Below are 13,371 nucleotides of genomic sequence, written 5' to 3'. Positions count from 1 at the left end.
TGGTAGTGTGGCTCCGGCCATGTGAGAGTAGGTCATCGTCAGCTCTCTATTCCTAGACTAGCCCCAACTTACTAATGTATGTTGGGGCTTTTCTTTGTCTGCTATTCTTATTCTTATATTGAAAACCCATCACTAGCTATAGTGATGGGTTTATGGTTTTAGTCAGACTATGACAACGGGTTAATCTACTATTCGGCAGTAGACTGGCTAAATACTTCTTTTAGGCTAGTAGGTTCTTTACGCTTGGTTTCATTATGCTTGTGGCGGGCTTTTGAGGAGGCTTGATAAGCGCGCAGTCGAGAGTGCTGTAAGGTACCGATAGGACGATTTTCTTCTAGACAGCGAAAAGTAGTAAAGCTTAAATCTTCTATTGCGGAGAGGTTGCCATCGTCTGGAACATCTTGGCAGGGTATGGTCAAAGTCGCTACGGTAACGAACGGTGCATCAGACTCTTTCCATTCTTTAGTGAGCTGTTCAATGGGCTGTTTTTTGATATTTTGGCAGAGCTGTACTTGTACTTCGAACTGATAGTCGTGCTCTCTGATCTCTTCAATGATAGCAGGACGAATCGCTTCATCTTTAGTAAACAGATGAATCTGGTCACGCTTAATCTTTTTTGTAGAAGCTGCGGTTGGAGTAACTCTGATTTTGGCCATATAGTCGCCATGACGAAATGCGCCTTGCGAGAAATAATCGTATAGCCAAGCGTTCTTAGGAGGAATAGTGGCGAGTTTTCTAAAGGCGTTAAGGGTTCGCAGTCCTTCGGCATTAGGGAACTCTTTGCCGTATTTGGTTAGCCAGTGAAAGACGAATTTACCTTTACCTAGCAGCCCATCACCTAGATAACCGTTGATACCAAAGTTTAGCTTAGACAGATAAGCGTAGTCTTCTATACTATTGGTAAAAAATATAGGGCCATTGACTAAAGCATAATCAAAAGTGGTGCTATCTTCTTCGCCCGGCGCTAGTTTTTTGCCAGGTACATCGAAGATTTTGATAGCGAGTCCTTGTCCTAATCCGAGCCTTCTATCTGGGCTGATAGCCGCAGCGGCATTAGAAAAGCGAATGACGGCATCATAAATGCCTGCTTTAGCATATAACCCTTGAGCGTATTCTTTAGGGATGTTATCTAATATCTCAAACTTAGCTTTTAGACCGCAGTAGCTTTTTGCATGGACGGCGCGGGTATGGTGATTGATGTTGTTTAATTCTTTGCTTTTTTTGACATAGAGACGGATATCTTCAGTGATTATATCAATGACCTTATTATCTTCATCGCTCAAGGTGATGTATTTTGGGTCGTATTTGACAAATTTAGGTTTAAACAATTTTTTTATCATTATTAGCTCTCTTGTATTGATATTCTAGAATTCGAATTCTTAAATATTCTATAAAAGTTTGCCAATAATTATTTATGATAAATAGGGGTAATGTGTAAGTGAAGCCATATTAGTGTTTTTTTAGAATTCTAGAATAACTCTCCAGTCTCCACCGCCTCCTCAAAGTCAAACCCTAACTGCTCACCTTTACGCTGACGCATTTGTTCAATACGCTGCTTACGCCCTACGATTAGCCTTAATACTTCACGGCGCTGTTCGGTGCTCATGCTTAGCCATAATTGACGCTCAGTACGACTGCGCAAGCAGCCAAAACAATAGCCTTTCTTATTACTGGTGCAAACGCCTATACAAGGATTATCAATGTCAAACAGTTCAATCTGCTCATTCATGACCTCTCCTTGTCGCAATTTTACTTTGGTTAAAGTAGATATTTAAATAAAGCATTCGTAATCGTTCAAATTGACTATACATCAGCGTTTTTAGCACTATTAACGTTATATCACTGGTGTTATGCTCATTATTATTCAATTTTTACAGTATAACCAATTATAAAGATGAGATTGCATATGAATATTGTGTACGTCCATGGCTTAGATAGCGATGCCAACTCTAATAAAGGCTTGTTGTTAGAGCAATATTGCCAAGAGAATTATCCAGATAGCAAAGTCTATCGTCCAGATTTAAACCAGTCTCCTGAACAGGTATTTAGCTATTTAACAAAGCTAGTCGACGAGCTCAGTCAAGATGCCGAAACGGTACTGATCGGTAGCTCATTGGGAGGCTACTTTTCAACCTTAGTCAGTAATCGCACTGGCTGCGGCGCATTATTATTAAACCCTAGCACTCAGCCGCATGTCACTTTGCAGCGTTTTAATGATGATAATAGTAACGAAATACTTTATACGACTTCTGGTGGTTGGGCGATCACTAAGAACCATTTACAGTGGTTTGCTGAGCATTCATTATCATCTATCGTTAACCCTAAAAAAGTGGCTGCGCTCATTAAAGAGGGTGATGAATTGCTCAATGCCAGTCTTTCAGCCAAATTCTATAGTGAACAAGGTGCTAGAGTTATTTTGCAAGAAGGCGGTGATCATCGGTTTAGTGATTTTAGGGAGCATTTACCAGAGGTTATGAGGTTAGTGCAGCAGCTATAGAGCGAGTCTAGTAGCTTATCTGGTAAGAGGTGTAAGAGGGTTCAAAAAGTAGCGTCAAGCGTTTAAACGTAAGCCGTAGAACTAGACGACATTATCTGACGTAAGCCACTGATGATTGACGTAAAGCGCACTGTTTTTGGTTATAATGGTCAGATAGAAACCGTTATATGTGAATAATAAAGGAAAGCATTTGTGAGTCAATATAATGCGCAATCGTTAGAAGTTTTAGAAGGATTAGAGCCAGTACGCCGTCGCCCCGGTATGTATACAGATACCACACGCCCCAATCATTTGGCACAAGAGGTCATTGATAACTCCGTCGATGAAGCGCTAGCCGGATATGCTAAAACTATCAAAGTACAGCTTCATCAAGATGGCTCACTGTCGGTGGAAGATGATGGGCGCGGTATGCCAACCGATATTCACCCTGAGTTTGGCCAGTCGGGTATCGAGCTGATTTTGACGCGCCTGCATGCCGGTGGTAAATTCTCAACCTCTAACTATCAAGTGTCAGGCGGTCTGCATGGCGTTGGTATCTCTGTCGTCAATGCGCTATCAACTCGCGTTGAGGTTACGGTCTGGCGTGATGGTACGCAGTTCGATATGGCACTAGAGAATGGTGCACCAGTGACGCCTTTGACCGAATCGGTCAGCTCCAATAAACGTAAACGCGGTACGCGAGTGCGCTTTTGGGTCGATGGCAGTTTTTTTGACACGCCTAAGTTCAGTGTTAAGCAGCTCAAGCACAACCTAAAGGCCAAAGCAGTACTGTCAGCGGGTTTGACTATCGAATTTACCGATAATATAAATAATGAAAAAGTCGTTTGGCAGTTTACTGATGGTGTCGTTGAGTATCTCGCTGAGCAGCTCGATGGTCTTGAGACGCTACCTGATGTGCCTTTTTACTATAATCATGATGCCGCGGACGGTGAGCGCGCAGGGATCACTTTTGCGTTATCTTGGTTACCTGAAGGCGGTAATCCGGTGCAAGAGAGTTATGTCAACTTAATTCCCACAGCGCAAGGCGGCACGCACGTTAATGGACTACGTACAGGTATTTTGGAGGCACTGCGTGAGTTCTGTGACATCCACAATCTATTGCCGCGTAACGTTAAATTAACTGGCGAAGACGTTTGGGATGGCATCAACTATATCTTGTCACTCAGATTCTCTGAGCCGCAGTTTTCAGGGCAGACCAAAGAGCGTTTATCAAGCCGTGAGGCCGCAGGCGCTGTACAGGCACTGGCCAAAGATGCGTTTAGTCTTTGGCTCAATCAGCATGCCGATATAGGGGCGCAAATTGCAGAGCTGGCGATTAATAAAGCCGGTCGTCGCCTTAAGTCCGCCAAAAAAGTAGCACGTAAAAAAATTACGCAAGGTCCAGCACTGCCGGGTAAGCTTGCAGACTGCCGCGGTGATCTACGTGACGGTGCTGAGCTGTTTTTAGTAGAAGGGGATTCGGCAGGTGGTAGTGCCAAGCAGGCGCGTGATCGTCATTATCAAGCGATATTGCCGCTGCGTGGTAAAATTCTCAATACTTGGGAAGTGTCGTCCGATACCGTGTTATCCAGCCAAGAGATTCACGATATCGCCATTGCCATCGGTGTCGATCCGGCTTCTGATGACCTATCTGAGCTGCGCTATGACAAGATCTGTATTTTAGCCGATGCCGACTCTGATGGTCTGCATATTGCTACCCTCATTTGTGCGTTGTTTGTCAAACACTTTCCAGCCTTAGTTGATGCCGGTCACCTGTTTGTGGCGATGCCGCCTTTGTATCGAGTTGACATTGGTAAAGAGGTGCATTACGCGCTAGATGAGGGCGAGCTTGAGCATATCTTAGCCAATGTCCCTGGCAATAAAAAAGCGCAAATCACTCGCTTTAAGGGCTTAGGGGAGATGAGCGCAGAGCAACTGCGTGAGACGACAATGAACCGCGATACTCGCCGACTGGTGCAGTTAGACATGGACGATATGATGCTGACCAATAGCATTATGGATATGCTACTGGCCAAAAAACGTGCTGCTGACCGTAAGTCTTGGCTTGAGAATAAAGGTAACTTAGCCGATATTGCGTTATAGAGTTACAAGGCTGTTAAACGATTTTTACAAAGGGATAAGCGTTAAGCGTTATCCCTTTTTTATGACAAAAATCTGGTCAAGCTATACAGATAAAGCAAAAGATAAATAATAAGTTAGTCCGTTCAGGTTAATGATATGATGGGGTATTCTCATTGTGTAGTGCTATTATGTCCTCAAACTCAAAAACCAGTCCCACTGCTAAACCTACTGCGAACAGACGCTCTAAAGTATTGCCTGAGCTTAATAAAAAAGATCTGGGCAACTTAATCCCTAAGCGCGGCGGTAAACTGACTCCTAAGATAGGTCGTATGCTGATGAAGTCGGCGGGCTGGAAGACCGTAGGCTCTATCCCTAATATCTCACAAGCAGTGGTCTTGGCTGTCCCTCATACCTCCAACATCGACGGGATATATGCGCTACCTTGCTTGTTTGCGCTGGATCTCAAAATCAGTATTATGGGCAAGCATACGCTATTCAAAATACCAGTGCTGGCGCAGCTCATGCGCGGGCTTGGTATCATACCTATTAATCGCGAAGCCAAAGGCTCAGTGCTACAAGCGAGTATCGATAAGTTTAAAAATAATAAGACTTTGTTTTTGGGTTTGGCGCCTGAAGGCACGCGCAAACATACTGACAGCTGGAAAACAGGGTTTTATTACTTGGCAGTAGGAGCGAATGTACCTATCTTACCAGTAGCGTTAGATTATAATACTAAAGAAGTGCGATTTTTGGAGACGGTTTACCCAACGGGTAATATCGAAGAGGATTTGCCAAAGATTTATGCGCAGTACGGCGGGGTAGTGCCTTATCATCCTGAGCGACTCTCACAGCCGCTACAAGATGTTAATCAAGCCTTTAAAGGGTAATAGTAGAGTATAGCAAGTTTAGAAATTAGGCTGACCGTTCGAGGCGCTCACGCCGCCATCGACAGGCAAATTAACACCCGTGATCATTGCCGCATCTTCGCTGGCTAAAAAGGTAATCGCGGCGGCGATATCTTCAGGAGTTACAAAGCGTCCTAGAGGGCAGCGTGCTAAAAATTTATTTACCTTTTCTTGATCTTCTCGCATGTCTTTGGTCATACTGGTCTTAGTCGCGGTAGGGTTGACCGCATTGACACGCACACCATCAGGGCCATGATCCATCGCTAACGTACGTGTCAAGTTGGTGACGCCTGCTTTGGCAGCGTTGTAAGCGGCCATGTTCCAATCACCGCCGATACCTGAGAGCGATGAGACATTGATGATATTGCCTTGTGTCTTGATGAGATGCGGCATTGCAGCCTGACAGACATAAAAAGTACCATTTAAATTGACATCAATAGCTGCGCGCCAATCCTCACCAGATAAGTCCGTTATTTTGCCTTCCATACCTTTGCCCGCATTATTGACGACGATATCGAGCTTCTCAAACCTCTCAATCACTCGTTTTACCATTTCTTGTACTTGGCTTTGTACGCTAATATCACAGGTGATGGTCATGTAGTTGTCGGTATGAATCCAGGTTTTGTCATGTGGAAACAGTTTTGCGGTCTCCTCTAAAGTCTCAGAGGTGCGTCCCACTAGTACCACAGTCGCGCCTTCATTAGCGAAACGCAGAGCAGTGGCGCGTCCCATACCTGAGCCGGCTCCAGTGACGATGACGGTTTTTTCTTTGAAACGTTTCATAATATCTAATCCCTGTTATGATATAAATTTTCGATAAGTTTTTAGTAGTGATTTCGAGTATGGATAGTGATAAATCTACCATAGCCTTATCGACTTGTCATAACAAGCCATGGTTATAAAAAGATACCAAATCATCTTCTTTGCTAGGTTTGATTTTACGATAACCCGCTCGAAGTAAATCGATAGATAAACCACTTGATTGCCAATAGCACTAGAAAAAAAGGCCTTTGCTTTGACACCACCGAACCCCACATCTGAGCCGCATAATCAGCTAACACAGTGGCTAGAGAGCTACCTGCAAGCCCTCAAATCGCCAGACGATAAACAAGATACCCATAATAAAAAGTCCACAATGCAGCAGCTCTATCAGCTACCTTTAGGGCAACTTAGAGTGCTGAGAGTAACGGCAGCACCTTCTGTAAGCGATACTAAGACTACTATGAGTGCTACGCGCTCAGCGGCTATAAAGTTTGGCTTAAGATGGAAAAAGGCGTTATTGAAACAAGATGAAGCTCAGCAAATAGCCAGCGCTTATGTACTGATAGTAGAGATCAAACCTACTGTCAATAGCGACACCTCGATCGACTATCAGCACCATAGTCATAATCATAATGCATCGGCTATGAGTATGAGCTTTGCTACAAAGGAGGTTATAGAGCAGCTAAGCGCGGATGCTAAAGCATCTGGAGTAGTGCTACAGGTCTTTGGCCGGCAAGACTGGCTGCAAATATTAGCCACTCTGCAGACGCCAAATGAGCTGTGGCGACTATTGGACTATCATAAAGCCGCACTGCAAAAAGCTTTTGTAAATGCTAAGTCAAGCTTTGCATCTGAGCAGACTTTGCTTAGCCAGTTTATGGCTAGTCCAGCTATCTACACACAAGCGCTTACTATTGATAATGCTTTAATAAAGTATGGTATTCAAGATGAGCCGAATAGTAGGTTAGTGGCTATGAGTCTGGCGCAAAGAAACAAAGCGGCGACTACCAAGCGCTTTCATGAGCAGATGAGGCAAGCGTCCATCTTATGGTATCAGCTCAGCGCGCAGATGCTCTCAAAGTCGTCATCAGCTGAGCAGTTGCCATTTTGGCAACGCCAGTTGTTAGCAGAGTCATTGTTTTCGCGCTATGAGCTGATCCGCACCCTCTATCAGCATCCAAGTCGCAGCATGGAGCAGCAGCAGACCGGTTATGTGGTACATCAGCACTCTTATGAGAATTTAGGCCAGCATTATGTGCTGATATTTTATGGTCAACAATCAGGCGGTAAACAAAGCCGCGAAGCTCTCGCGCCCAATTTGGCTACAATAGCTAAAGATGTCTCGACACGGCTGCCTATCGCCGAGCTACACCATGTTATTGTGCTAGGTATAGAGTTTATAGTAGAGGCGGCAGATACCTTTATTGATATTGACCTGTTTATTCAGCCAGTCACCGCAATGAGTGAAAAAGAGCGGCAACTGACTCGGCAGCTACAACGGCTCCATAACCAGCAGCAGCGTACTCAAAAAGGCGATGCGACAGACGATAAGTCCGATGTCGATAAAAGCAAAAAACCGCTACCTACTATGTATCTTAGTCTCAATATTCCCGCTAGCAAAAAGCAGTCATAGCGCCAAAAAGCTTAGCAGCTATACCTGCCTTTTATCCCCACGCATAAAAAAAGACAGCCTAAGCTGTCTTTTGTTTTATCGTTATCAATACATGTCTAGCAAAGCTTATTTATAGCAAAGCTTACTTATTGGTATCGTCAGCAAGACCGCTACCCGGTAAGATTTCATTATCATTACCAGTGTTCAGCTCAGAGTCCGTATCTCCTCTAGCAGGCACGATATTGACAGTGTCAGTATCAAGATTGCTAGTATCTACGGTATCTGTACGCAAGTCTTCTGTTGCAACGCTTGGCGTAGCTGGCGTGCTTGTAGCAGTAGGCGTGTTATCGCGAACCGACTCTTTAACCTTTTCTTGCGTTGATTTGCTTGGTTCTACAGCTGATTTAGCTTTGGCTTCGTCACGCTCTTTGTCCATTTTGTCTTGCATCTTACGTAACAAACGAGCGGCTGCTTCTTGACCACCAAGACCGAATGATAGAGCAAAGGCTACGGCTACCGCGCCTAAAGTCAGACCAAAGGCTAGGTTAACAATAGAGTCAGCAATACCCATTGCTTTTAGACCCATAGCAAGTACTAAGCCCATGATCAATACACGTACGATATTGGCTAAGAACTGTGAACCTTGTTCTGAGCGCTCAACCACACCAGCGATGATGTTAGCAAGCCAAAAGCCGATGAATAGAATAATCGCGCCTAGAATGATGTTGGCACCAAAAGCGATAAACATCGTGATAATCGCTGAGATAGGCTCAAAACCTAATAGGTCAGCGGCTGCAACTGCAGCAAATAGCATCGCAAAGAAGACGATAGCATAGCCTACGACATCAGAGACTCTCTTCTCACCCATCATCTCTTGTAGACCGACTTTAGCAGGTAAGCGGTTGACTTCTGTGTTCTCAAGCAAGCCTTTGATGATGTTTGCAACCATACGTACGACATAGTAAGTCACAATCAAGATAGCAGCGGCCATAAAGATATTAGGCAGAGCTTCCATGATTTTATTGAGCATGTTAGTCGCAGGACGAGCGATAACTTCGATTTTTAATGCGTTTAGAGCGGCGATAATCGTTGGAATAATCACTACTAAAAAGGCTAAAGACCCTGCAATATTAGGCAAGCTGTTCTCTTCGCTAAGACCGGCTTTAGAAGCAAGCTCTTGAACGTTAAAAGTAGATACAAGGTTAGTTACGATGCCGCGTACCACTTTGGCAATGATATAACCAACAACAAAGACTACACCTGCAATAATGATGTTCGGAAGGAAGCTAAAGATTTTGTCGACCATATTGGTTAAAGGCGCAAATAAACCATCAAGCTCTAATTGACCTAGTACTATAGTTAGGACAATAAGTAAGATGAACCAATAAACCATATCAGCAATGGTGCTGCTCATAGGTTTAACGCCTGCTTGCGCGCTCAAACGCTCATCCATTGTCGTCTTGGATAGTGCAGTATTAAGCGCTGTACGGGCCACAGTAGCCACAACCCAGCCAATAATACCAATAGCAATGGCGGCAATAAGATTAGGAATAAAGGACAACACTTGGCCCACCATGTTGGCAAATGGCACTGAGATAGAGTTTAAGTTAAGTGTGTTTAGAGCCGCTGAAATAGCGATGATAAAGATAAACCAAAAAACGATTTTGGATATAATACCTTCCAAGTCGTACGATTTACCTGTAGAAGTGTCCATACGTTGATTCAAATTTACTTTGGCCAATACATTACGCACTAAAGCTGCTATGCCTAAAGCCACTAACCAGCCAATAATAAAAATCAAGATAGCCCCAATGATAGAGCCAATCGGCCCACCAAGATAACCATTAAAAGATGTAAACATTGGATTCATCTTATCCTCCTTTAATAATCATGCCTTGATAATGAATAAATTGTGCACATTCACTAAAAGATGACATCATTATTTATAAATAGTATTTTAATAAAATTATTTAATTATAAAGCTGCAATATAGAGCAGATGATTATGAGAATGGCAGTCCATTGCACAATAAAAGCTCTGTTATTAAGCGTTGATCCTAAACTGCTATTGTAACTGATAATTTCTATACCAACTGACAACCTGATAAAAGGTTGTTAGAAGAGATAAACAGAGAGGAGCTAAACCATCTAAGCTATTTTGGTAATCTAATAATTGATATAGAAAATAGGACTCTTCGTTACATATTCTTTAATCTGGTTAAGCTTAGCTGATATGATGTTTGGTTTAAAGACATAATGCTTTACTTAACGCTATAATTGTGTGATAACTTGTTATCATGATTAGAATTGTTAACAAAAAATGTACACCTGTAGATTAAATATTATCTTAAAGCTGATAGCAGACGTAGTTACGAAAACCAAGATTTGTTATGATGACGAACCAATAACTTATTATCACCTCCTTAACCTTGAGAGTATTTTATGAAAAAAATCACTACCTTTACGATGGGTACGCTAGCTGGCGCCATGCTACTAGTAACGGGCTGTAGTACCAATAACGGCAATCAAGATACGTCAGCTGCAAGCGTAGCTGTGACTGAGCAAAGCTCACAAACCCAAAAAGTGGGCTATAGCTTGGGCTATATGATGGCAGAAGGTAATAAAGAGGCGGTTGCAGATCTTGACTTAGATACCTTTGAGCTAGGTTTCCGTGACGGTTACCAAGGTAAAGACTCTGCTTTGACCGAGGAGCAGATGCAGCAAGTATTGATGGATTATCAAAAAGAGCAAGAAGAGAAGTTCGTCAATGATATGCAAGAAAAAGCCGCTGAGAACACTGCAATAGGCGAAGCGTTTCTAGCCGAAAATGCAACCAAAGAAGGCGTGAAAACGACTGATTCAGGTCTGCAATATAAAGTGCTGACTGCAGGTACAGGCGAATCACCAAAAGCGACTGATATTGTCGAAGTCAACTACGAAGGTAAGCTGATTGATGGTACGGTGTTTGATAGCTCATATGAGCGCGGCGAGCCTATCGAGTTTCCGTTGAACCAAGTTATCGCTGGCTGGACCGAAGGCCTACAGCTAATGAAAGAAGGCGGCAAATATGAGTTTTATATTCCAGCTGACTTAGCTTATGGCGAAGCGGGTAATCAGGGCATTGAACCTAATAGTACTTTGATCTTTACTGTTGAGCTACTATCAGTAAAATAATCAGCTCTGTGACTGGTTTTATGGCTAATAAATTTTAGTCTTAATCATCGTAGCAGAAATAATGGTAATAAAAAAGCTCTCATTATTATGAGAGCTTTTTTATGTCGCCAAAATATTATTTACAACTTTATTTATAACATCTTTTGGAAGACTTTGGAGTTGCGGCCGTTATTGTACTGCTCACGGCGCGCCTCAGGAAGATCGCTGCTGTCGACCTCAGCGAAGCCTTGCTCAACGAACCAATGCGCGGTACGCGTTGTTAAGACAAATAACTTATGCACTCCGTGGCTGCGCGCCTGCTGCTCTAAAAACGCTAATAAATCCGCACCGCGGCTACCGCTACGATAATCAGGGTGGATAGCGACACAGGCAACTTCCGCTGAGCTCTCATCTATAGGATTCAGGGCGGCACAACCTAAAATCATCCCATCACGCTCGATGACACTATAGTTGTCAATCTCTTGTTCGATACGTTCGCGTGAGCGGGCCACTAAGATACCTTGTTCTTCAAGCGGCGTTAATAGCTCGATTAAACCGACCACATCATCGATATTGGCTCGGCGAATCTCTTCGTAAGGGTCATGGCTGATTAGCGTGCCTGAACCATCGCGTGTAAACAGCTCTTCTAGCAGCGCGCCGTCTTTGGCATAAGAGATAATATGAGTACGATGCACGCCTTGACGGCAAGCATCGCTAGCACAGTGGAGGAAATAATTGATCTCATGGTTGATATCGCGCTCACGTAAAAAGCGATCGACTTCGTTTGGAATCATCTCATGTAGCGGACGACCATTATCCTCAATATCCGCCTCTTCCCCTAAGAAGATCAGCTTATCAGCATTCAGAGCGACAGCAGCGCTAAGCGCCACGTCTTCTGCCAACAGATTAAAGACTTCACCAGTAGCAGAGTAGCCCATAGAGCCCAAAATGACGATATGATTGTGCAGTAAGTTATTCTTTATGGCATCGACATCTATTGAGCGCACCTCACCGGTCATCTGATAATCGACGCCATCGCGGATACCATAAGGGCGCGCGGTGACAAAGTTACCAGAAACAGCATCAATGCGCGAGCCATACATTGGTGAGTTGGCAAGGCCCATTGATAGCTGTGCTTCAATCTGCAGACGTATCGCGCCTACTGCTTGCAGAATACTGGGCATCGCTTCTCGCGGCGTTAACCGGATATCTTTATGCAGTGGCGAGGTGATATTGACTTCTTTTAGATTGGTTTCAATTTGTGGCCGCGCTCCATGCACCAAGACAAGGTTTATACCTAAGCTATGCAATAAAGCAAAGTCATGAATCAGCGTACTAAAATTTGGGTGCTTCACCGCCTCGCCGCCAAACATAATCACGAACGTCTTGCCGCGATGCGTATTGATGTAAGGCGCAGAGTTACGAAACCAATGGACATATTCAGGGTTAATCTGTGGCATGGCGCTAGTAGTCATAATAGAAACAGTAATAGTAGGATAAATAGGAAGGTTAGAGATTTACCATAGCAAAAAACCAAGTTATGAGCTATCTTTTTATTTAACGACTCTTGGCTCTTTATAGATAGTTATCGATATACATAACCTAAACACGGGGCTGATGTAGCTAGAATCGCTTTTTGCTATGCTAAGCGTTATTGTTTGCCCATCTACTGTTTTTGCTATCTCAACTAGGAAAGATAATCATTATGAAAAAAAGCAACCATTTTGCCAACCCATTTGCTGCTTGGGGCGGTCACCGTTTATTTCATGTTGTCGCAGGCACACTCGTCGGAGCAATGGTCGTCACCCAAGCTTCAGCTATGCTGCCCACTCCGGAGCCGGCACTTGATAACAGCTCAGCTGCTTTGCAAACAGCAGCTCTCAATGCTAACAACCCCTCTAATACCAACTCCAACGCACAAGCAGTGAATACCAAGATTACCGCCTCGCTTGTTGGTGTCGATGCCAATGGCAATGAAACATTAGTGCCAGTCACTGCTGAGACACGCCTACAATCGGGAAATATCTTGGAGTATCAAGGCTACTTTACCAATACCAATGCTGATCGAGTGCGCAAAATGACAGTCACGATGAGCATTCCTGAGCAAGTAGAGCTGCTAGGCGGAGTGATGCCAGACTTCCCTTATGGTAGCGTCGATGGCAACTCTTTTTCGCGTATGCCATTACGAGGTAATGTCAACGGCCAAAACCAAGAAATTCCTTTAGGGTATTATAAAGCGGTGCGCTGGGATATCGAAGGCGTGGGCCTAAATGATACGGTAATGGTGCAATACCGCGCCAAAGTAAAATAGTAATAGCGTAAAAGAGTTAGGGCGTGTTGAACATTCGACCATGGCACTGACAGAGACTATTTTTTAGGCGA

The 13,371-nt window shown here is 43.8% G+C and carries 11 protein-coding genes; 6 read left to right on the top strand and 5 right to left on the bottom strand.

Annotated features, from left to right (window positions below; translation table 11 throughout):
- Positions 1-188 precede the first annotated feature (188 nt).
- Together I3248_RS11430 and I3248_RS11425 are read right to left on the bottom strand one after the other, a co-directional pair.
- Positions 189-1,340: a catalase family protein gene (locus I3248_RS11430; protein WP_238063863.1), complete on the bottom strand. Its 1,152-nt coding sequence runs from the start codon at positions 1,338-1,340 to the stop codon at positions 189-191.
- 128 nt (positions 1,341-1,468) lie between these two features.
- Positions 1,469-1,729: a DUF1289 domain-containing protein gene (locus tag I3248_RS11425; RefSeq protein WP_201559650.1), complete on the bottom strand. Its 261-nt coding sequence runs from the start codon at positions 1,727-1,729 to the stop codon at positions 1,469-1,471.
- Positions 1,730-1,906: 177 nt separating this feature from the next.
- Here I3248_RS11425 and I3248_RS11420 point away from each other — a divergent pair, with 177 nt between their 5' ends.
- The 3 genes from I3248_RS11420 (at position 1,907) to I3248_RS11410 (ending at position 5,445) form a co-directional block, all read left to right on the top strand.
- The gene (locus tag I3248_RS11420; protein ID WP_238063861.1) at positions 1,907-2,497 is read left to right on the top strand and encodes a YqiA/YcfP family alpha/beta fold hydrolase; all 591 of its coding nucleotides are present in this window, start codon (positions 1,907-1,909) and stop codon (positions 2,495-2,497) included.
- A gap of 192 nt (positions 2,498-2,689) precedes the next feature.
- Entirely contained in the window at positions 2,690-4,579 is a 1,890-nt protein-coding gene (gene parE, locus I3248_RS11415; RefSeq protein WP_238063860.1) for a DNA topoisomerase IV subunit B, read from the top strand.
- A 167-nt stretch (positions 4,580-4,746) separates the two neighbouring features.
- Positions 4,747-5,445, top strand: a complete 699-nt coding sequence (locus tag I3248_RS11410) for a lysophospholipid acyltransferase family protein (RefSeq protein ID WP_238063859.1) — start codon at positions 4,747-4,749, stop codon at positions 5,443-5,445.
- A gap of 18 nt (positions 5,446-5,463) precedes the next feature.
- Here I3248_RS11410 and I3248_RS11405 read toward each other — a convergent pair whose 3' ends face one another.
- On the bottom strand, positions 5,464-6,246 hold the full coding sequence (locus tag I3248_RS11405; protein ID WP_238063858.1) for an SDR family oxidoreductase: 783 nt from the start codon (positions 6,244-6,246) through the stop codon (positions 5,464-5,466).
- Between the two features lie 232 nt (positions 6,247-6,478).
- Between I3248_RS11405 and I3248_RS11400 the strand changes: the two genes are divergently transcribed.
- Positions 6,479-7,858, top strand: coding sequence for a hypothetical protein (locus I3248_RS11400; protein ID WP_238063857.1), 1,380 nt, complete (start codon positions 6,479-6,481; stop codon positions 7,856-7,858).
- Between the two features lie 121 nt (positions 7,859-7,979).
- On the opposite strand, the gene I3248_RS11395 is transcribed toward I3248_RS11400, so the two are convergent.
- Entirely contained in the window at positions 7,980-9,707 is a 1,728-nt protein-coding gene (locus I3248_RS11395) for a mechanosensitive ion channel (protein ID WP_238063856.1), read from the bottom strand.
- A gap of 571 nt (positions 9,708-10,278) precedes the next feature.
- Here I3248_RS11395 and I3248_RS11390 point away from each other — a divergent pair.
- Positions 10,279-11,010 carry an FKBP-type peptidyl-prolyl cis-trans isomerase gene (locus I3248_RS11390; protein ID WP_238063854.1) on the top strand — a complete coding sequence of 244 codons (732 nt, stop codon included), beginning with the start codon at positions 10,279-10,281 and terminating at the stop codon, positions 11,008-11,010.
- Between the two features lie 131 nt (positions 11,011-11,141).
- On the opposite strand, the gene argA is transcribed toward I3248_RS11390, so the two are convergent.
- Complete coding sequence (gene argA, locus I3248_RS11385; protein ID WP_238063853.1) at positions 11,142-12,464, bottom strand: amino-acid N-acetyltransferase; 1,323 nt, start codon at positions 12,462-12,464, stop codon at positions 11,142-11,144.
- 230 nt (positions 12,465-12,694) lie between these two features.
- Here argA and I3248_RS11380 point away from each other — a divergent pair, with 230 nt between their 5' ends.
- Entirely contained in the window at positions 12,695-13,300 is a 606-nt protein-coding gene (locus I3248_RS11380; protein ID WP_025646813.1) for a hypothetical protein, read from the top strand.
- The last annotated feature ends 71 nt before the right edge of the window (positions 13,301-13,371 follow it).

The organism is Psychrobacter sp. Ps3 (assembly GCF_022129275.1).
Lineage (GTDB): Bacteria > Pseudomonadota > Gammaproteobacteria > Pseudomonadales > Moraxellaceae > Psychrobacter > Psychrobacter submarinus.
Note: the sequence above shows the minus strand (reverse complement) of the source record. Positions and strands in the feature narration are given on the sequence as shown.

Excerpts from the sequence above, each read along its gene's own strand:
- I3248_RS11430 (WP_238063863.1), bottom strand. The coding sequence starts at position 1,340 with ATGATAAAAAAATTGTTTAAACCTAAATTTGTCAAATACGACCCAAAA.
- I3248_RS11425 (WP_201559650.1), bottom strand. The coding sequence starts at position 1,729 with ATGAATGAGCAGATTGAACTGTTTGACATTGATAATCCTTGTATAGGC.
- I3248_RS11420 (WP_238063861.1), top strand. The coding sequence starts at position 1,907 with ATGAATATTGTGTACGTCCATGGCTTAGATAGCGATGCCAACTCTAAT.
- I3248_RS11410 (WP_238063859.1), top strand. The coding sequence starts at position 4,747 with ATGTCCTCAAACTCAAAAACCAGTCCCACTGCTAAACCTACTGCGAAC.
- I3248_RS11405 (WP_238063858.1), bottom strand. The coding sequence starts at position 6,246 with ATGAAACGTTTCAAAGAAAAAACCGTCATCGTCACTGGAGCCGGCTCA.
- I3248_RS11395 (WP_238063856.1), bottom strand. The coding sequence starts at position 9,707 with ATGAATCCAATGTTTACATCTTTTAATGGTTATCTTGGTGGGCCGATT.
- I3248_RS11390 (WP_238063854.1), top strand. The coding sequence starts at position 10,279 with ATGAAAAAAATCACTACCTTTACGATGGGTACGCTAGCTGGCGCCATG.
- argA (WP_238063853.1), bottom strand. The coding sequence starts at position 12,464 with ATGACTACTAGCGCCATGCCACAGATTAACCCTGAATATGTCCATTGG.
- I3248_RS11380 (WP_025646813.1), top strand. The coding sequence starts at position 12,695 with ATGAAAAAAAGCAACCATTTTGCCAACCCATTTGCTGCTTGGGGCGGT.